The 21,504-nt window shown below is 44.0% G+C and carries 14 protein-coding genes; 10 read left to right on the plus strand and 4 right to left on the minus strand.

What is annotated here, in order from left to right; translation table 11 throughout:
* Window positions 1-78: 78 nt before the first annotated feature.
* From AC0J2X_RS08425 to pabB, 3 genes are all read right to left on the minus strand, one after another.
* Window positions 79-1,452, minus strand: a complete 1,374-nt coding sequence (locus AC0J2X_RS08425; RefSeq protein ID WP_069944351.1) for an L-serine ammonia-lyase — start codon at window positions 1,450-1,452, stop codon at window positions 79-81.
* 153 nt (window positions 1,453-1,605) lie between these two features.
* Window positions 1,606-2,178 carry a CoA pyrophosphatase gene (locus AC0J2X_RS08430; protein ID WP_014949526.1) on the minus strand — a complete coding sequence of 191 codons (573 nt, stop codon included), beginning with the start codon at window positions 2,176-2,178 and terminating at the stop codon, window positions 1,606-1,608.
* Window positions 2,179-2,240: 62 nt separating this feature from the next.
* Window positions 2,241-3,680: an aminodeoxychorismate synthase component I gene (gene pabB, locus AC0J2X_RS08435; protein WP_014976580.1), complete on the minus strand. Its 1,440-nt coding sequence runs from the start codon at window positions 3,678-3,680 to the stop codon at window positions 2,241-2,243.
* A 271-nt stretch (window positions 3,681-3,951) separates the two neighbouring features.
* Between pabB and AC0J2X_RS08440 the strand changes: the two genes are divergently transcribed.
* The gene (locus AC0J2X_RS08440; protein ID WP_014949528.1) at window positions 3,952-5,481 is read left to right on the plus strand and encodes a fumarate hydratase; all 1,530 of its coding nucleotides are present in this window, start codon (window positions 3,952-3,954) and stop codon (window positions 5,479-5,481) included.
* A gap of 233 nt (window positions 5,482-5,714) precedes the next feature.
* Window positions 5,715-7,004 (plus strand): DNA recombination protein RmuC, encoded by a 1,290-nt coding sequence (rmuC, locus tag AC0J2X_RS08445; RefSeq protein WP_039233007.1) that lies wholly within the window; start codon window positions 5,715-5,717, stop codon window positions 7,002-7,004.
* Window positions 7,005-7,045: 41 nt separating this feature from the next.
* On the opposite strand, the gene AC0J2X_RS08450 is transcribed toward rmuC, so the two are convergent.
* Complete coding sequence (locus AC0J2X_RS08450; protein WP_069944352.1) at window positions 7,046-11,005, minus strand: S8 family serine peptidase; 3,960 nt, start codon at window positions 11,003-11,005, stop codon at window positions 7,046-7,048.
* 501 nt (window positions 11,006-11,506) lie between these two features.
* Here AC0J2X_RS08450 and AC0J2X_RS08455 point away from each other — a divergent pair.
* The 8 genes from AC0J2X_RS08455 (at window position 11,507) to AC0J2X_RS08490 (ending at window position 21,406) form a co-directional block, all read left to right on the plus strand.
* Window positions 11,507-12,694, plus strand: a complete 1,188-nt coding sequence (locus AC0J2X_RS08455) for a thiamine pyrophosphate-dependent dehydrogenase E1 component subunit alpha (RefSeq protein ID WP_069944353.1) — start codon at window positions 11,507-11,509, stop codon at window positions 12,692-12,694.
* On the plus strand, window positions 12,694-13,671 hold the full coding sequence (locus tag AC0J2X_RS08460) for an alpha-ketoacid dehydrogenase subunit beta (RefSeq protein WP_014949532.1): 978 nt from the start codon (window positions 12,694-12,696) through the stop codon (window positions 13,669-13,671). The genes AC0J2X_RS08455 and AC0J2X_RS08460 overlap by 1 nt, the downstream gene beginning before the upstream one ends.
* A gap of 16 nt (window positions 13,672-13,687) precedes the next feature.
* Complete coding sequence (locus AC0J2X_RS08465) at window positions 13,688-15,388, plus strand: dihydrolipoyllysine-residue acetyltransferase (RefSeq protein ID WP_069944354.1); 1,701 nt, start codon at window positions 13,688-13,690, stop codon at window positions 15,386-15,388.
* Window positions 15,389-15,534: 146 nt separating this feature from the next.
* Window positions 15,535-16,413: a 23S rRNA (adenine(2030)-N(6))-methyltransferase RlmJ gene (locus AC0J2X_RS08470; protein WP_472995935.1), complete on the plus strand. Its 879-nt coding sequence runs from the start codon at window positions 15,535-15,537 to the stop codon at window positions 16,411-16,413.
* Window positions 16,414-16,496: 83 nt separating this feature from the next.
* A complete protein-coding gene (locus tag AC0J2X_RS08475) occupies window positions 16,497-18,377 on the plus strand; it encodes a protein kinase domain-containing protein (RefSeq protein ID WP_069944355.1) in 1,881 nt (626 codons plus the stop codon).
* Complete coding sequence (gene tesB / locus AC0J2X_RS08480) at window positions 18,370-19,230, plus strand: acyl-CoA thioesterase II (RefSeq protein WP_014949536.1); 861 nt, start codon at window positions 18,370-18,372, stop codon at window positions 19,228-19,230. Before AC0J2X_RS08475 ends, tesB begins: the two co-directional genes overlap by 8 nt.
* Window positions 19,231-19,240: 10 nt before the next feature.
* Window positions 19,241-19,765 carry a gamma carbonic anhydrase family protein gene (locus AC0J2X_RS08485; protein WP_069944356.1) on the plus strand — a complete coding sequence of 175 codons (525 nt, stop codon included), beginning with the start codon at window positions 19,241-19,243 and terminating at the stop codon, window positions 19,763-19,765.
* Between the two features lie 519 nt (window positions 19,766-20,284).
* A complete protein-coding gene (locus AC0J2X_RS08490; RefSeq protein ID WP_239247201.1) occupies window positions 20,285-21,406 on the plus strand; it encodes a pyridoxal-phosphate-dependent aminotransferase family protein in 1,122 nt (373 codons plus the stop codon).
* The last annotated feature ends 98 nt before the right edge of the window (window positions 21,407-21,504 follow it).

The following is a 21,504-nucleotide window of genomic DNA, read 5'->3' on the forward strand; positions in this document are numbered from 1 at the left end:
TTGTTGAAAACGTTCATTAAAAAAGGGGCTAATTGCCCCTTTTTTGCATTTCACATATTGTCTAGTTAGAACGAGGCGCTAACATTCGATAATATTTACCGCGAGTCCACCTCTCGCCGTTTCTTTATATTTAGTCTTCATATCATTACCGGTATCGCGCATGGTTTTAATAACCTTATCTAGCGATACTTTTTGCTCACCGGTTCCGCGCAGTGCAAGACGAGAAGCATTAATTGCTTTGATTGCACCCATGGCATTTCGCTCAATGCAAGGAACCTGAACCAAGCCACCCACGGGGTCACAAGTAAGGCCGAGGTTGTGCTCCATACCGATTTCCGCAGCGTTCTCTACCGAGGCAGCTGTGCCCCCCATAATTTCAGCTAACGCGCCTGCAGCCATTGAACAAGCGACGCCTACTTCTCCTTGGCAACCTACTTCAGCACCTGAGATTGACGCATTCTCTTTATAGAGAATACCAATGGCGCCTGCGGTAAGCAGGAATCGACTTGCTACTTCTTCATCAACAGGTCGAATAAACTTATCTACGTACTGTAGAACAGCCGGAATGATACCCGCTGCACCATTTGTAGGTGCAGTTACAACACGGCCGCCAGCTGCATTTTCTTCGTTTACAGCTAAAGCAAACAAGTTAACCCAATCCATAGTCTGCATAGGGTCGTTTGTGTGTTCAGTTTGAAGTCGACGGTATAGTCCAGGTGCGCGGCGAACTACTTTAAGCCCGCCAGGTAAAATACCTTCGCTTTCGATACCTCGTTGAATACAAGCTTTCATTACTAACCAAATGTTGTGTAGCTGTTGCTTCACTTCGTGCTTGGGCCTGAAAGTTGATTCGTTACGTAGCATCAGTGAACTAATGCTTAAGCCGTTAGTTTTACACAGAGCAAGAAGGTCACCGGCCGTTTTAAAAGGGAAGGGTACTGATGCTTGCAGGCTGGCTGCATGCGCTTTGGTCGCATCGAAGTCTTCGTCTTTTATGATAAAACCACCGCCAATACTGTAATAAGTTTGCTGTTTTACAAGCTCATCTTTCGCGTACGCATAAAACGTTAAGGCATTAGCGTGTTTGGGGAGCGTTTTACGGCGGTGAAAAACAATGGCGTTTTTGTTAGGAAAGCGCACTAATTTCTGGCCATTAAGGCAAAGCTTTTCCGTGTTGCGTATTTCTTCAAGTTTAGACTCGATGCTGTCCACATCGACAACGTCTGGAAGTTCTCCTAGTAAACCGAGGATAACAGCTTTTCCTGTTCCGTGGCCGATACCGGTTTGGCCTAATGACCCAAACAGTTCAACTTTCACGCTATCCACTGAATCAAAAAGCGCAGCTTCCTGAGCGAGTTCGGTGACAAACTCGGCGCCTGCTTTCATTGGTCCTACGGTGTGCGAACTCGATGGGCCAATGCCCACGCTGAACATATCAAATACACTGATCATAAACTTTCAAAATTAAAACAAAGTAATAGTAAGATCATGCATCCACCACGGAAAAACCACAATACAGAAAAGCTAATAAAGGGATTAGTTTTGCTAATACGCTGTAAAGTTTAATTTATAGTACACGCAAGAGCGGTTAAGCAAATACAAAGGCTAAGGATGAATATGATGAGATAAATTGCGTAACATTGCCGCCGTTGCGCCCCATATCATGCGGTTTTTCCATGGGATAAAGTAAATTGGAAATGCCTTTTTATCGCGATGCGTCGTGTGAACTAAATGATTTCTTCTGTCTAAAACATGTGCGAGAGGCACTTCAAAAGCGCTTTCAACCTCATTTTTGTCAATAATCGGTGTAAAGTCAGGATTTACAAAGCCAACAACTGGCGCAATTTCATATCCGCTGATTGTTCGGTATCTAGGCAACATTCCTACTACGTCTACGTGAGTAGCGGGTAAACCAACTTCTTCTTCAGCTTCTCTAAGTGCCGCGTCAAAAAAAGAATTGTCAGCTTCGTCGACCGCTCCGCCTGGAAAGCTGATTTGACCTGGGTGATGCTTGAGGTGGTGCGCTCGTTCGGTAAGCAGTAATTGAAGCGAATTCCCATAATCTATCAGGGGGATAAGTACAGCCGCAGGGCGCCCTGTTTTTCGCAACGGAAAATCTGGCTCGGTGTGAGGCTGCCTTAAGTGGTGAAACTGTGATAGAAATTCGTTCTTTGTCATAGATATTTACTTACAACCTATATGCTTACCTTTGTGCTAGCACATTACATACAGATACTGTGCTATTGGTTAATTGATTCAAGTACTGGCAGTATTCTAGACACTTTATCTAGGGTTTCTTGATATTCTTCGCTAGAAACCGAATCTAGCACAATACCACCACCGGCCCAGCAATGTAATCGACGGTTCTCTGCCAATACGGTTCTAATGCAAATACTTGAATCCATGTCTTCACGAAAACCCATATAGAACACGCTGCCACAGTAAATATTCCGGCGGTGAGGCTCTAGCTCATCGATAACTTCCATCGCGCGGATTTTCGGTGCTCCAGTTATTGACCCCCCAGGAAATGCTGATGCCAGAAGCGATAAAGGCGAAGAAGATTCATTCAATTCACCAGTTACCGTACTTACTAAATGGTGCACAGCCTGATAACTTTCAAGAGCAAAGAGTGCGGGTACGTTCACCGAGTGAGGTTTGCAGTGCTTTGAAATATCGTTGCGCAGCAGATCTACAATCATAAGATTTTCTGCACGGTCTTTTTCTGCTGAGAGCAAGCTCTGAGCACTGGCGGCATCTTCTTCTTTGTCTTCAAATCGCGGGCGTGTACCCTTTATCGGTTTTGTTTCTACAACCCCATCTTTAACGCGTAGAAAGCGTTCTGGTGAAATGGAAGCAATACAGCCTTGGGGAAGGTTATAAAAGGCTGAAAATGGCGCTTGATTTTGATTGCGTAGCTCACAATATGCTTGCCACATATTCCCTTCAAACGCTGCGCTAAAACGTTGCGCCATATTTACTTGGTAGCAATCACCGGCACGCAAATAGGCGTGTATTTTATCCAAACAAGCTTCATATTCCGTTTTAGACAAATTTGATTCGAACCGCGACGTTAACTTGAATTTTGGCTCAGGTGTTTCGTCGTTGAACGAAGAAAAAAACTGAGTCAGCGGTTGACTGTCAACGGAGCAATAATAGATATAACCTGTTTTTGTATCTTCAATAAGTGAACGAAGATAAAGGCCAACCGCGAAATCAGGGGTTTCGTAGTCATCTTTGGCGATGCTTGGCATGGTTTCATAAAAGCGCCCAGTATCATAGCCTGCCATACCAGCCACACCGATAATGAAAGGGAGGTGCGCTGTATTTACACTGGCATGTATCTCCACATTTGAAACGCGCGCATGTAAGTGTGATTGCACCGCTTCAAAGGGGGTCAATGTCAATTGCTGACGCTTTGAAGTGTTTAGTTCGATGAGTTGAACCTTATCACCTTTTGCTTCGATAACTGCGGAAGGTGAAAATGCCATAATATTGAAGCGTCCTTCACTTTTCGACGAACCAGAAGTATCGAGTAAAAGAGAATATGGGCGTGTAGAGACTCGCTTAAAAAGTGCATTGAAAACGGCTGTGTTCTCGTCACAATTTAGCGCTAATTTATCGGCTAATTCCTCTGCAGTGAAACGGGAAACATGAACGTGAATAGTATCTGCGTGTGACATAGGTGTTTTCTGTACTTCTTTTTTTTATCGTGGGCGTTTGATGCTTGAATTAAGCACAAACTTCCTTCTATTTTTAACTGGCGTTAACAAATAAGGGCTAATAACCGATCACATTAGGCTGCTTTTTCAGATATCCCTTCAGCATAGTTTTTAAAAATGACTGGAATTAGCCACAAGCACATGGTTTTACATGGTGCGTTGTCTTTAGATGCGCTAGTATACGCTTTTTTAGCTAGCTAAGACCACGAAAGCCAAATAAAAAGAGGATGTCATGACCGTTATCCGTCAACAAGACTTCATTGACAGCATTGAAGATGCCCTGCAATTTATTTCTTATTATCACCCGCTCGATTACGTTAAAGCCGTAGAAGAAGCCTATAAAAAGGAAAAGAGCCAAGCCGCGAAAGACGCGATGGCGCAAATTCTTATCAACTCACGCATGTCTGCAGAGGGTAAGCGCCCTTTGTGTCAAGACACGGGGATCGTAACCTGTTTTGTTAAAGTTGGTATGGGTGTGACGTGGGATAAAACTGACATGACCGTTCAAGAAATGGTTGATGAAGGTACACGTCGTGCATACCTTAATCCAGACAATCCACTTCGCGCCTCAATCGTTGCTGACCCTGCCGGTGCGCGCAAAAACACCAAAGACAATACGCCATCTGTTGTGCATATCGACATGGTAGCGGGTGAAAAGATCGAAGTGATGATCGCGGCTAAAGGCGGCGGTTCTGAAAACAAGTCTAAAATGGTAATGCTTAACCCAAGCGATGATATTGCTGACTGGGTAGTAAAAACTTTGCCGACGATGGGGGCAGGCTGGTGCCCTCCAGGTATGCTGGGAATAGGTATTGGCGGTACGGCTGAAAAAGCAGCGGTACTTGCAAAAGAAAGCCTTATGGACCCAGTAGACATCCAAGAGCTTATAGAGCGCGGCCCGCAAACTACCGACGAAAAACTTCGCTTAGAAATTTTTGACCGCGTAAATAAGTTGGGTATCGGTGCGCAAGGCCTAGGTGGTTTAACGACCGTTGTTGACGTTAAGATTAAGTCGCTACCTACTCACGCTGCGTCAAAACCTGTAGCAATGATCCCAAACTGTGCGGCGACTCGTCACGCACATTTTTATCTAGATGGTTCGGGTCCAGCGGAGCTTACGCCACCTAAATTAGAAGATTGGCCAGAAGTAACTTGGGAAGTGAGCGAAAACACTCGCCGCGTTAACCTTGATGAAGTAACAAAAGAAGACATCCAAGAGTGGAAAGTAGGCGAAACGGTACTGCTGTCAGGTAAGATGCTTACCGGTCGTGATGCTGCTCACAAGCGCATTCAAACCATGATGGAAAATGGTGAAGGTTTACCAGAGGGCGTTGATCTAACTAACCGCTTTATCTATTACGTTGGTCCTGTTGACGCTGTAGGTGACGAAGTGGTTGGTCCGGCTGGCCCGACAACGGCTACCCGTATGGATAAGTTCACTGACATGATGCTAGAGAAAACAGGCCTTATTGGCATGATTGGAAAAGCAGAGCGTGGTCCAGCAACCGTTGATTCAATTGCTAAACACAAAGCGGTTTATCTAATGGCAGTTGGAGGTGCAGCGTACCTTGTATCTAAAGCCATTAAGAAATCTCGTGTCGTAGCATTCGAGGACTTAGGTATGGAAGCAATTTACGAGTTCGACGTAGAAGACATGCCAGTAACCGTTGCAGTAGACAGCACGGGTGCCAATGCTCACAAAAATGGTCCGGCCATTTGGAAAGCAAAAATTGAAGAGCTTGATGCCTCGCTATCTAAATAGAGAGGAAGACAAAACTTAAGATGAGCCGTTCTGCTTAAGAAAGCTAATTAGGTTTTTCATCACAATATAAAAAACGGGTGCAATAGCACCCGTTTTCATTTGTGTAGTTTCATTTTTTCAAAGGTTTACGTGCTAGACGTTTTGCCCAAATTTCATTTTAAATTTATACCAGTTGGTATATTTATCTGATTTTGTTTATAGTGCTGTACAAAATAACAGTATGAACGTGCACTATGTTAATTAACCTTATTTCTAGCGAGCCCATTTCCTTTCTTATAGCCTTCGTAAGTGTGTGTGCTTTTTCACTTTATTCATTTATTCGAGGCCAGGCGAATGCCACCAAGATAGCGCAGCTTTCGCAAATCAATGAGCAGCTACAAAATGATTTGAATAGCGAGCGTATTGCTATTGCCAAGCTTCAAGCACAAAACGATGCGCACCAAGCAAGAATTCAGGCGCTTCATGCTGCGCATGAAGATAAGCTTGCGTCTATGAATGCATCTGAACAACGTTTGCATACGCAATTCGAAAATCTAGCAAATCGCATATTCGAAGAAAAGCAACAGCGTTACACGCAACAAACAAAACACAATATAGAAGCTGTTTTGGCGCCATTCAAAAACGAGTTAGATGGTTTTAAACGTCAAATCTCAGAACAACACATACGTGAGGGGCAGGAGCGAGCCTCACTTAAAACAGAGATTCTAAGTTTAAAGGCTCTCAACCAGAAAATTACGGAAGAAGCTGCAGCGCTGACCAATGCACTAAAAGGTGACAATAAAAAGCAAGGAAACTGGGGCGAAGTAGTGCTTGAGCGGATACTCAAAGAGTCTGGTTTACGCGAGGGTCATGAATTTGAAACACAAATGTCAGCAACATCAGAGCACGGCAAGCGATTTCAACCAGATGTTGTGGTGCATTTGCCAAATGATAAAGATGTGATCATAGATTCAAAAGTAAGTTTGGCGGCCTATGAAAGGTATTACAACTGTGATGATGAAGCTGAGAAAGCGCAATTTTTAAGTCAACATGTGGCTTCTATAAAAGGGCATATCAAAGGCTTAGGCGCGAAGGACTACCAAACGCTTAAAGGCATAAAGACACTGGATTATGTATTACTTTTCATTCCCATTGAGCCTGCATTTCTGATTGCTGTCGAAGAAGAACCAGATTTAGTCACAATGGCACTTAATCACAATATCATGTTGGTTAGCCCAACTAATTTACTGGTTGCACTGCGTACTATTAATAACATTTGGCAGTATGAGTACCAAAATCAAAACGCACAGCTTATTGCGGAACAAGCAGCAAAGCTTTATGACAAGTTCGTTGGGTTTGTGACGGATATGGAAAAAGTAGGTAAGTCGATGGATACCGCTCACGCAAACTACGAACAAGCAATGAATAAGTTAACCAGTGGAAGAGGGAACTTGGTAAGGCAAATAGAAAAGTTTAGAGAACTTGGCGTACAACCCAGTAAGCGAATGTCTCAGCACTTACAGCAACTTTCTCAAGACGATTAAAAAAGGCCGCAATTGCGGCCTTTTTTCTCTTATCAAAAACGTTATGAACGTTTCATGCGTCTACGTAGGTAAACTGCTGGAGCAAGAAGCAATGCAATCCAGCCCATTGAACCACCTGACTTATCGTTAACGCGAATAGTCACGCTTTCTGTAGTAGTTTCAATACCATCTGAAGCCGTTACTTGAACCGTTACACGGTTAGACTGTTCGTTACTAGGCGCTGTATCAGTGAACGAAGTGCGCTCTACACCGTTAATGGTGATAGTCACGTCGTCTCCGTCTGCGTCACTTGCAGAAGCAGTTACAGTGTAAGACTGACCTTCATCAACGCTAGTTGGAGCAGATATTGAAATAACTGGAGCATCTTGCACACCTGCAACCGCTACCGAAACAGTACCTTCACCGATAGTTTCACCTAGTACTTCCTCTCCTTCTTCCGTGGTAGTGCCCATTACACGTACCGTGTAAGTAAACGAGTCTTCACCGAAGAAGTCAGCATTAGGTGTATAAGTTATCGTACCGTCATCGTTGATTGCTACAGTACCGTTTTGCGCTTCAGCAACTACTTCTAGCGTCGATGGGTCTAGCTCTTCTCTATCAACTTCAATAGGCGTATACGTTCTGAAGTCACCTGACAGTGATTCCATCTCAAATGTATTGAAGATGATATCTTCCATCTCGTTAGCCAAGATGTTAGCTGTGATAGAGGCGTCCTCATCAACTGAAAGCATATCATCCATTAGCTCGCCTGATGGCTTAACTGAACCGCTGTAGCTAACGGTAATCTGATCACCAGGGATGGTAACGATACCAAATTCATCACCCTCAACAGGCAGAGAACCTACAATACCAGAGGTTAACTGTGCAGCATGGGTATAACCAACTGTACCTGATGCATTTTCGAAGCCTACAACAGTGGGTGTGTCATTAGGACTCATTGGACCATAAGCAAACGAGAATGAGGCAGCATTGCGATCGTACCATATCTGGAAGTTTACGCTAGAACCAGTATCGCCCCACAGCATCGCGTTTTCCCACTCAACTACAAAGAACTGGTTAGTACTCGTATTTAGCGTAGCTGCATACATCGAACCTGTGCCAGTATCATCATCAGCAGTACCATCTAGGTCAAGATCTGTCCAATAAGGTGCTATAACATTGTTTGGCTCTGATGCACCTGGAAGTGATTGTGGACGATATTCAGTCACCTGGCCAGATGATGTACCCAATGAGATAAAGCCGTTAGAAGATACTTGGACGTTTGTGTAGGTCTGCCCCATGTATTCTATGTCGATGAATGACTCTACCGTTATTGCAGCATCGTCACAGGTTTCACTACATACGATAGGGTCTACCACAAAAGGTAGACTTCTCATTGGCAAGTACCCAAATGGCGCAGCCGTTTCAACTAGCTCAAGCGTCGCTGTGTTAAGAGCACCTTCCCAGCGCACTTCACGTTTTTCAGCATCGTAGGTCACTGGCTCTTGGTTGCCATTCTTGACCGCTGAAATACTAGAAACGTCGATATCGTACTTTTCATCAACTGTCGAAGTTACACCAATTAGGCCTGTTACACCTGAGTTTGTAACCGATGCCGACGTAACTACTGTTTCATTTTCAGCTGCAAACGTGTTGCTTACTGAGCTGTTAAATAATTCAGGTTCATCGGTGTTGATCGGGTAAACTGCAACAGGTATGAAATAATCAGTGGTTTCATCGTTAGTGTCCGCCCAGTTGATACCACCGAGTAACCATTCGCCAGAACCTGCCAATGATACATCTACCGAAACCATGATTTGCGCAGATGCGCCAGCAGGTAGGGTTGCCATTGCAGGCGTAACCGTAGCAACAATATTATCATCATCAAACATTGTGGTCGCATCTACTGTCACATCAGCGTCGCTTGTATTAGTCACAGTGATAGACATGTCGCACGTGATATAACACTCAGATGAAACAAGGCTTAGGTCGCTGTATGTTAGTTCAACAGATGTTGCACGAGGAAGATCTAAACGACCTGCACCCATGTCAAAGTTGTCTGCTGCGGTAGATGCATCTTCTTTCAGAATATCGCGAATTGAAGAAGTAACAAGCGCACTCTTTATTTGCTGTGCAGTCCAATCAGGATGCATTTGCTTAAGAAGTGCAGCTGCACCAGCTACGTGTGGCGATGCCATTGAAGTACCGTTCTTGAACGAGAAGTTCTGGTCTTCGTGTCCTGGTGCATCCGGTGATTCGCCAGAGAAGATGCGAGTACCAGGAGCAGCAATATTAGGCTTAAGGAACGTCGGGTCGCCGTTAGGACCGCGAGAGCTGCTTTCATTCATGATGTCAGCAAGGCTGTCTGAAACAACGCGAACAATATCGCTACCGATAGTTACATTTAGCGACTCTTCAGTAGTTTCAGCTAGGTTAGCAAGCGCTAAACCTGGTGTAGCAGGAAGCATAAGTGATGGAATTGTTTGAGCTTCACTTAAGCCGCCCATTAATATTGGCGCTTCACCGCGTCCATCAACGTTATGAATAAGAACAGCAGTTGCTCCCGCTGCCTCTGCGTTTTCAATTTTAGTCACGAAACCACACGTACCACGGCTGATAAGCGCAATTGCACCATCGAACGCGCCCGCAGCAAATGCATCACAACCTTCAACGTTTGCCGCATCTACTTCGCCTGCATAAACAACAGGTGCAGTAATTGGGCTATCAAATACAATGGCAGGGTTGCCCACTGAGTAAAGGGCCGGAATAGAACCTAAAGTGGTATCGCCTTCAACGGTCACTTCGTTTGCGAACAAACGACCCGTTGTTGTATTTGCGACCGTTATTACGTCTTCTGAACAACCAGGACAGCCAATAGTACCAGCACCCGGACCATCGTTACCCGCTGCAAAAACGGTAACAACGCCCGCATCGTGCATGGCTTCAAGTACGTCTTCATATACTGAGCCGTTAGGGTTTCCACCTGCACCGCCACCCCACGAGTTATTTACAATGTCAGCACCATCTGTAAGCGCAGCTTCAAGCATAGAAAGCAGCATTGAAGAAGCACCGCTAGAAGAAGCAGGGTTAGCTGGTGTGGCATACAAACCTTTGTAAACCATTAGATAAGCAGCTGGCGCAACACCAGAGATTTCAGCTTCTGCGCCATCGCGCTGAGCCATTACGCCGTAGTTACCTACCGCGGTACCAGCAACGTGAGTACCGTGACCGTTAAAGCCTAGCGGGCTTTCATATTCTTCTTCAACAACTGCGAAGCCTTCTACGATGTCTGCCGCACGTGCCACAATCAGTTTATTGTTACAAAAATCAGGAACTTCTGAACAGTAATCATCTGTTGGAAGAGAATCTGGTGCAGTAAAGTTTTCACCACTGAATAAAGGGTTTTCTGGACGAATACCACTATCGATGATCGCCACTTTCACGCCTGCACCGGCGCTTTCCTTCCCGCCGAACTGTTCCCACGTTTGAACTGCACCGATCAGATCCAAACTAGCGTCCATTTGGGCATGGTGCACTAAGTCTGGGTATACCGCTTTTACTGTTGAAAGGCTGGAAAGCTTATCAAGTGCACTTTTTGAAACGATACCCGCAAAACCATTAAATGCTGCTGTGTAAGACATGTCAGCTTTGAATGACTTATCGAATGACTTGATAGACTGGATAACCGATTGCTGTTGAGCTTCAAGGAAAGATTGATATTCCTTCGCTGCATTTGACTTGAAATTTACCTTTTGACCTTTGTGGGCAGCCATGCTGCTTACACTTGGATTTACTGCGCTGAATTGCGCCATAGGCACGTCAGTAAGTTGTACGATAACACGTACGCTATCACTATCCGCTTGGATTGCATTTGCAAGAATATTCTTTTTGTCGAAGGATGCTTCGATGGCGTTACGTTGTTCAACGCTGTGGCCAGATAATTGATTTGATATTGCTAGTGCACCAAAGGCTGAGCCTGCTAATGCGGTAGCAATAACCGTACTAAGGATTGTTTTTTTCATAATTATTCTCGTGTGAATAGTTCCCTGGAGCCCAACGATTTTTTTGTTTGCTTAAAAGGTCATTCGCCTTTTTTAAAACGCAACTTATCGCTGTGACTATTTATTACTAGCACACTTTTTTTCTTTTTGTAACGTGTGTTTCTGCAATACACAATTTACACATTTTGTTACATTTAACGACGATTAGTCGTTGCATAGATAACTTCCTTTTTTCATTGAAGTTCTAAGCAGTAGATTATTGGATATATAAGCGTTTGAAACGTTAGAAACTCTATTACTGGATGTGAATGAGAAATGATTGTCCTACTCGGTTTTCATATTTTTTACATGGGGTTTACGTTTTTAGGACGAATATCCTTTTCATTTAGACTAATTGAGTATGTCTATTTCACCCATTTGAAAAAATGCCAATGAATAAGTAGGACGCTCCTGCATTTTCTCAACTAGCATATTGGTATCACTATAAGTCGCTATTAACCCTCATATTTAAGGGGAACAAACGTGAAAGACAGAAATCATTTGGCCGAAGTAAAAACAACAAATAAGGTCGAAATTATTACTAAAGGGGTTGTTGATATCCCAATGCTGCAAATCCTTTCTGCCGAAGGTGAACTCATTGAAAAAGCAGTTGAACCTGACCTCAGCAAAGAAGAAGCATTAAAAATATTTAATACCATGCATTACATTCGAGTATTGGATGAACGTATGGTGGGTGCACAGCGCCAAGGTCGTATTAGTTTTTACTTGGCAAGCACGGGTGAAGAAGCGGCGTCAGTTGCAAGTGCAGCAGCACTCTCAGACGACGACATGATCATGTCTCAGTACCGTGAGCAAGGCGCTTTAGCATATCGCGGGTACACCACAGAACAATTCATGAACCAAATGTTTAGCAATAAAGACGATCCTAATAAAGGACGTCAAATGCCTATCCATTATGGTGACAAGCCACTTAACTTCATGACGATATCTTCACCACTAGGCACACAGATCCCTCAAGCATCTGGTTACGCCTATGGTCAAAAAATGTCGGGTAAAGATGTGGTTACTATCTGTTACTTCGGTGAAGGTGCAGCGTCTGAAGGAGACTTCCACGCAGGGTTAAATATGGCCGCTGTTTTAAACTGCCCAGTTATCTTCTTTTGCCGTAATAATGGCTACGCCATTTCAACACCAGCAGAAGAGCAATTCGCGGGTGACGGCATTGCTTCTCGTGGCTTAGGTTACGGTATTAAAACTATCCGTGTTGATGGAAACGATGTGTTAGCCATCTACGCAGCTACAAAAGAAGCCCGTCGTATTGCCATTGAAGAGAAATGTCCTGTGCTCATTGAAGCCATGACCTATCGTTTAGCGGCGCACTCCACGTCGGATGATCCAACAGGCTATCGCTCTCGTGAAGAAGAAGATAAGTGGCGTGCAAAAGATCCTATCGCTCGTATGGCGAAATGGTTAGACAGCAAGGGCTGGTTTGACGAGGCTGAGAACCAAAAGCGCGTCGATAAAGCAAGACAAGACGTTTTAGCAGCAATGAAGAGTTGTGAAAAGACTGACGTATGTGCCATTGAAGACATTGTCGAAGATGTATACGACACAGCACCTTGGCACTTAAAAGAACAACTCAGTGAATTGAAAGCGCATATTAAGAAGTACCCGAAGATGTACCCTAAAACAGCAGGGAGAGTAAAATAATGGCTAAGATGAATCTACTTCAAGCAATTAATAATGCACTCATCACAGCCATGACCGAAGATGAGAAAGTAATGGTCTTTGGTGAAGACGTGGGCCATTTTGGTGGCGTGTTCCGTGCAACCAGTCACCTTCAAGAAAAATTTGGTAAGGCGCGTTGCTTTAACACGCCGCTTACTGAACAAGGCATTATTGGCTTCGCGAACGGCTTGGCCTCACAAGGCTCTGTACCTATTGCTGAAATTCAATTTGGTGATTACATTTTCCCTGCATTCGATCAAATTGTGAATGAGACGGCTAAATGGCGCTACCGTTCAGGCGGTCAGTTCGATGTTGGTACGCTAACAATTCGTACACCTTATGGTGGCGGTATCGCAGGCGGCCACTACCACAGTCAATCACCAGAGGCATTCTTCGCTCACTGCCCAGGGTTAAAGATTGTTATCCCTCGTGACCCTTATCAGGCGAAAGGTTTGTTACTTGCATCAATTCGCGATAAAAACCCCGTATTGTTTATGGAGCCTAAACGTCTTTACCGTGCATCTGTATCGGAAGTGCCTGAAGAAGATTACGAACTGCCATTAGGTAAGGCAGATATTGTTCAAGAAGGTAGCGATATCACCTTATTAGGGTGGGGCGCGCAAATAGAAATTCTGCAAAAAGCTGCAGAAATGGCTCTTGAAGATGGTGTGTCGTGTGAAATTATCGATTTACGCAGCATATTACCGTGGGACGTTGAAACGGTTATGCAATCTGTAATGAAAACAGGTCGCTTATTGATAAACCACGAAGCACCGCTAACAGGTGGCTTTGCGAGTGAAATCGCAGCGAGCATTCAGGAACGTTGTTTCTTATACCTTGAAGCGCCTATTGCAAGAGTGTGTGGTTTAGACACGCCGTATCCTTTGGCGCACGAAAAAGAATATATGCCAGATGAAACGAAGACGTACGAAGCCATAAAACGTACGCTTCACTACTAAGCCGGGGGACGATGAAATGACAATTGAATTTATCTTACCGGACATTGGTGAAGGTATAGTTGAATGTGAACTTCTGGAATGGTTAGTTTCTGAAGGTGAGCATATAGAAGAAGATCAACCTGTCGCGGAAGTAATGACCGACAAGGCTACCGTGCAAATTCCTGCAATGCATGCGGGTGTGGTTAATAAACTGCATTACGCGGTAGGCGATATTGCTAAAGTGCACGCACCATTATTCTCTATGACGCCAGATGATGCCGACGCTAACTCAGATACACATGAAGACGCGCAAGCGGAAGTAAAAGACAATGCGTCTGAAACAGCGACAGCGAATGATAGTGCTTCTTCAGGCGCTTCAAACGGCAAGCACATCGAAGACTTTATTTTGCCAGATATTGGTGAAGGTATTGTCGAGTGCGAAATTGTGAAATGGAACGTGGCGGAAGGCGATGAAATTGAAGAAGATCAAGCCGTTGTAGAAGTGATGACCGACAAGGCAGTGGTAGAGATCCCCGCTAAAAACGCAGGTACCGTGCATCGTCTTTATTACGCGCAAGGCGATATAGCGAAAGTGCATAGTGCATTGTTTGCGTTAGAAGTTGCCGGTGAAGTCACAACTACTAGCGGTACTGATGACGAATCACCATCGGCAAAAAACAACGCTTCAAGCGTTGCATCTCAAAGTTCAGTGAACACGCAAACAAACGGTTCAAGTCAGCAATCAGCGCAAATTTCTCCTTCAAAATTCAGCGACGGCGAATACGAGCCACCTATCGCTATAGAAGGTAAAGTGTTGGCTAGCCCCGCGGTAAGACGTGTTGCAAGAGAAAAGAATATCGACCTTTCTACTGTGGAAGGCTCGGGTAAAAAGGGGCGGATCCTTAAGTCTGACGTGTTGAATCTACAACATTCGAATGTTGACACGTCGTCTCAAAATTCGAGATCTTCTGCGCCAAGCTCATCTACCGCAGAAAAAGGTGATTTGAATAGCACAAGCACTGTGCTTAAAGGCAGCGTTAGAACAGAAAAAGTACGCGGTATTCAGGCAGCTATGGCGAAGCAAATGTCGGCTTCGGTCTATACTATCCCGCACTTCACAGTAAGTGACGAGTTGGTAATGGACAACCTGATGGCGCTACGCAAGCTGCTTAAACCTGAATTTGAAGCGAAGAACGTAAAACTCAGCTTTATGCCGTTTTTCGTTAAAGCAATGTCGTTGGCACTTAATGAGTTCCCTGTCATTAACAGTCAGCTTAACGAAGACGCCACTGAGATAAGCTACTTCACAGATCACAATATTGGTTTTGCAGTAGACTCTAAAATTGGTTTGCTTGTACCGAATATTAAACGCGTACAAGACCTCTCGCTTTTAGATATTGCTGTTCAAATGCAGGTTATTATCGAACAAGCCAGAGCGGGCCGCGTGGCTGGCGAGCACCTAAAAGGCGGTACGATTAGTATCTCTAATATCGGTGCAATAGGCGGTATTACCGCAACGCCAGTAATTAATAAGCCAGAAGCTGCTATTGTTGCTCTCGGCAAAACGCAGAAACTTCCGCGTTTTGATGATGAAGGGAATGTTAGCGCGCAAAATATCATGGCGGTAAACTGGTCCGGCGATCACCGTATTATTGATGGTGCGACTATGGTGCGATTCAATAATCTATGGATGAGTTACCTAACTCAGCCAGAAAAAATGTTGATGCACCTTAAGTGATATCATTCAAAGCAATTTGATTTGCAGTAGCAATATTTTAAAAGGGCCAGTAGCAAAACTACTGGCCCTTTTTGTTTTGTATACCTCAAAGCGCGTTGACGTTATTATAGAGCACTATAAACAAACGAAAATTTTACTGAGGTTTTGTGCTTAGTTATCAACATGCCTTTCATGCGGGCAACCACGCTGATGTCATCAAACATCTTTGTTGGATTGGCGTTATCAACGCATTAAAGAAAAAAGATAAACCTTTTACGCTTTTCGACACCCACGCAGGCGCGGGCGCTTACGATCTAACCGATGCCATGTCATCAAAAAATAAAGAGTACGAGACGGGTATTTCTCGTTTGCTTATAGATGATAAAGGCGTTCAGGACTTGCCAAATTTGTTGGCAGACTATCTATCGTTGTGTGAACCTTTTTTAGCACAACAACAATATCCGGGCTCACCGGCAATAAGCGCAAAAGCGAAAAGGGATGGTGATAATTTACACCTAATGGAACTTCATCCTGCGGAATTCGATAAACTAGACAAAAACGTATCCCGTTTACGAACCCGTAATAGCCACGTACATAAACGAGACGGTTATGAAGGGCTTCGCGCACTCACGCCACCTAAACCCAATCGCGGTGCTATTTTAATCGACCCTCCTTATGAGCGCGTGAATGAATATAGCGACCTTGTTAAGGGTGTGGAACAGGTATTTAAACGCTGGCAGCAGGCACAAATCGTAGTGTGGTATCCACTATTGTCAGAGAGGGCTGGTGTCAAAAGTGGTGCAAGTGAAGCTATGTGCGAGAAGCTTGCAGCATTAGGTAAACCCTGTTTTAAAGCAGAAATACATGTAGCAGAAAATACCCCAGATGCTGGAATGTATGGTTCTGGCGTATTCGTGTTAAACCCGCCTTGGCAATTAGATGCTAATTTAGAGAGCGCGCTAGAAAGCGTTGTTGGTATGTTAGGTGCTGATGAAACGGGTTATCACGCTACAGCGCATGTTACCTGGATAAACGAAGATAATTGATTGCTGTGCAGTTTAACAATGGTAAGCGTATTGTTGCTGATTAATCTGTTTCAAAAAGTCACTAAAAGCGTGAAGTAAAAAACATGTCGCAACTCAAAGGCCTAAAACATTTCTATATACCCGATGAGCAGTCGATATATTTGCTATCCCATGCGGATGCGAAAAAACTAAAAGACTGGGTAAGCCTTTGCATTTCACAGTTAGAAGGGTTGGGTTACAGTGAAATAGAACTTTTAGGGAAAGGGGCCTTTGGTTTTGCGTTTGCAGGGAATGCACCAAGCGGTGAATCACGGGTATTTAAGTTTTCGCGAATAACGTTGCCGCAGCATGTGCAAGATAGACTAGAAGAGGAAGCTTTTATGCTTTCTCACGTTAATCATGAGTTTGTGCCGCGGTTTATTGAATATCAACAAATACGCAAACAATCCATCTTGGTTATGGGGCGCGCACCTGGCGAAGACCTAGAAAAAGTCAGCTTGAAAACAGGCCCACTTTCGCCCCGTATTATCGTCAAAATTGCAGTGCAGGTCGGCGAACTTTTATCCAGTTTTCGCCAATACAGTGAAAATGGAGAAATTAAACCCATTGTGCACGGAGACATAAAGCCCTCGAATCTGGTTTGGGATGCCGAAAATGAATCGGTTGGATTGATTGATTGGGGCTCTTCAGTGTTCGCACAGACTGACATCACTGGGCAATATGTAGGTAACAATGTAATGGATTTAATGTCGGGTGAACTGCATCAAACTAATGCTCGACTTGGCGATGTTTATTTTATTGGCGAGGAGCAGCTTAATGGCGCACTCTCCAGCCCCCGCTTCGATGAACAAGGCTTGGCCAGTACATTATATGCATTGGCATCAGGGCAATCGTGTCGTTACGGAAGCAAGGTTATTACACCTTCATCCCTTGGTCTTCCTAAAATGCTTGCTAATATCCTTGAGCACATGCTCAGTGAAGATCCAGAAAAGAGAAGGCAGGGCGGAGATTACCTGTTTAATCATCTCCACGTTTTGAAGAATATGGTTTTCACTCAAGACAAGCCAACGCAATATACACCGTTAATCCCTACATGGCTGGCCCACACTCAGAACCGTGCTGATATTGAAACCGTTGTTTACAGCTCTCGAAAATCTTACCTACGCCAACAAGCAAGACTGTCTGACACGTTAGATGAAAAAGACGTAGAGGAACTTCGTTATATAGACGATGCGCAATTTGACCGCTACTACAAAAACTATTTACAGGGCATGGGGGATACCGAAAAAGCATTTGTTTCAGCAATAAGCAGATTAGGCCGTTACCCTGTAGTTGGCGGTATGGCTGTGCGCTGGGAGCCAGAAGGTATATATGTCGATTCAAGCTTGAACTTATATGATGAATCAATGAAAGCAGCGTTTGATTTAGCAGTGAATAATGTCATTAATTTAGCAAGGGCTATTCACAAACCCGCTGTGTTCAAATGTTGTATGTTCAACGCCAAAAACACACTGCACATTGAACGCGAAAGTGAAGATGAAGACTTTAAACCAGCAGGCGGTATGTTTATTCCCTACGAGCTATCACGGGTTTCTGCACAAAAGGATGAAAGCCGGACTCACTCATATTTCGAAGATGGCGATGATCCGGACGAACTATTAAAGCTGCCTCAGGAGATTATCGATACCATCGTTCAACTTAATACAATACATCACACTGGTTGTATTATATTTGAAGCATTACCGCGGCATTTGAAAATTCACAACTATTACACGTTGCTTGATCACAGCCAAGAAGAGCGCTTCCACGCATTATTAGCGCAACTCGTTCAGCAAATTCCCAAAATAAAAGGGCTAGGCATTTCAGGGTTTATGAAGTTACCCTATAAAGATACGCGCTTTTTCGAGCATAAAGCAAAATTGCCTGAAAAGTACTACCCGCGAAACCCAAAAGCAGTAATTGAAGAGAAAGTACAACATGTCTGAGATTAAACTATCGTCACTTTTTGAACTCGAAACAGTGGAGGCTGGCATCTATCGAGGTCAAAGCTGGGATTTAGGCTTCCGCGCCTTGTTTGGTGGACAAGTTTTGGGGCAAGCGTTAGCAGCTGCATACGAAACAGTGGAGGCTGGTAGAGTCGCACACTCATTCCACACTTATTTTTTACTACCAGGCGATGCTAAAAAGCCTGTAGTTTACGATGTTGAAGTAGTGCGAGACGGCAGAAGTTTCTCTGCTCGACGGGTTAAAGCCATTCAGGATGGTAGAAATATTTTCTACATGACAGCGTCTTTTCAGGTTCCTCAAGATGGCATGGAGCATCAAAACCCAACAATGCCAGATGTGCCTGCGCCGGAAGATGTGCAGTCTGACATTGAATTCTATGAAGCTAACTTCAATAAAATTGCACGGCCTATGCAAGAAGCGTTGAGCTATCATAAACCTGTAGATATCCGCACGGTAGATGCAGCTAACTCTTACCAGTCAGCGAAACGCGAACCGACGCGTTATATTTGGTTAAAAGCAAGAGACACAATGAATGCATCATTGACTGTTCATCAAGCTGCGCTTGCTTACGCATCAGATTATCATTTTCTCAGTACGTCGCTTCAACCACACGGTGTTGCGGTAACCGATAAATCACTTCGAATCGCAACGATAGACCATGCTATGTGGTTCCACCGCCCAATCAATATGAACGAATGGTTATTGTATGCAATGGAGAGTCCCTTTAGCGGAGGCTCTAGAGGTTTGGTACGCGGACAAATATTTAACCAAAATGGTGAACTTGTTGCGTCAACCATGCAAGAAGGATTAATGAGAAAAGTAGACGAATAGGGAGAGGGTAATGCGCTACAAATTAGGTTCTACATCACCGCTGGTTGATGAAAGTACGTTTATAGCGCCAGGCGCACATGTTATTGGTAATGTTGAACTCAAAGTGGGTTCAAGCGTTTGGTTCAATGCGGTTATACGCGGCGATATGGACAAGATAACCGTTGGTGAAAATACGAATATCCAAGATGGCAGCGTATTACACACCGATGCAGGTATTCCTTTAGTGCTAGGTGAAGGGGTAACAGTAGGACATAAAGTCATGCTTCACGGCTGCGAGATTGGTGACTATTCCTTGATAGGAATTAACGCCGTCGCATTAAACGGTGCAAAAATTGGAAAGTACTGCATCATTGGCGCTAACGCTTTGATAACGGAAAACATGGAAATTCCAGATTACAGTTTAGTAGTTGGAGCGCCTGGTAAAGTCATTAGAACATTTGATGAGAAGATCGAACCCAAACTAAAAGCGTCCGCTGAACATTACGTAGATAACGCCAAAACATATAAGTCATCATTACAGCCAATTGATAGCTGAAATTTAAGACTAGGCTGTTCGCGATATTTTGAATCCCAATAAAAAATGACCAGAACAAACGTTCCGGGCCTAGGGGAATGGCTCATTGCTGAGCCGTGCGCTAACTTTTACACAGGAGAGTTTAAATAAAATCTTTTAAACGGACAATGAGTATAGAATACATTTGTTTAAATTATAAACAATTTTTGTGTGAATTTTATCTTACACTCTCAACGTCAGTTAAATTGTAGAACTTATACGTTAGTAATCAATGGACTAAAAACTGGTCGGATGTGATGCTTTTTGAGAAAAAGATGTACAGTTTATATCCACATGTTGCACACATTTTATCCACGTGATGAAGCGTTGTTAATATATACCCTTTTTAAATATATAGACTTACTTTCATTCATGTAAGTTATGTTGAAAACAGACGGTTGTACCATGCCATTATCCTTGTAGTATGACGTCAACGTTCATGCTAAATATGCGTGATACTGACTCTAAAAACAGGCTCTTACATTAATACGAGGATGGATTATGCAATCATTTTCTACTTTTATTCCCCCTGAACGGACTTTGATGGGTCCAGGACCATCCGATGTTAACCCCAGAATTTTAAACGCCATGGCGAGACCCACCCTGGGCCATCTCGATCCATTATTCATTGAGTTAATGGACCAAACCAAGCAGCTTTTACAGTATGCGTTTAAAACTGAGAATGCACTTACTATGCCTATTTCTGCTCCGGGCTCAGCAGGAATGGAGGCATGTTTTGTTAATCTTGTAGAACCAGGCGATAAGGTACTCGTGTGTATTAACGGCGTATTTGGCAATCGAATGGTCGAAAACGTAGAGCGTTGTGGTGGTGAGGCTATTACCGTCAACAATACATGGGGCGAGCAAACTGACCTTAATGTGGTAGAAGACACCCTTAAAGCCAATCCGGATATTAAGATCCTTGCCTTTGTTCACGCCGAAACATCTACGGGCGTACGCAATGAAGCCAAAGCGCTTTGTGAGCTGGCTAAAAAGTATGATTGTCTTAGCATTGTTGATGCAGTTACCTCTCTTGGAGGTATCGAGTTAGATGTTGACGGTTGGAGCATTGACGCTATTTATTCAGGTTCGCAGAAGTGTTTGAGTTGCGTGCCGGGTATCTCTCCTGTTTCATTTAGTGAAAGAGCAGTTAACGTTATTCAAAACCGAAAAACGAAAGTGCAAAGCTGGTTTCTAGACATGAACTTGATTGTTGGTTATTGGGGGCAGGGCGCCAAGCGTGCCTACCACCATACCGCACCTGTCAACAGTATGTACGCTATGTACGAAGCACTTCTGATTTTAAAAGAAGAAGGCTTAGAAAATGCGTGGCAGCGTCATGCATTGGGTCATGAAAAACTTGCGCAGGGTTTAAGTGAACTTGGGTTAGAGCTAACGGTAGACAGTGCTTATCGTTTGCCTCAATTAAATGTAGTTAAAATTCCAGACGGCGTAGACGATGCTGCCGTTCGCAAGCAATTGCTTGAAGATTTTAATTTAGAAATCGGCGCCGGTTTAGGCGATCATGCCGGTAAAGTATGGCGAATTGGTCTTATGGGATACGCATGTAAACCCCGTAATATCGATCACTGCCTTGCTGCGTTGCGCACTGTGCTTAAGTAAAACGCCTAGCGCCTTTTAATCTTTTCGGTCAACACGTTCAGCGAGATGCTTAGCTGAACGGTTGGCTTTTAGCCGTTTAGCATATAAAACCCATTTAA

Source organism: Alteromonas sp. R7 (genome assembly GCF_055755235.1).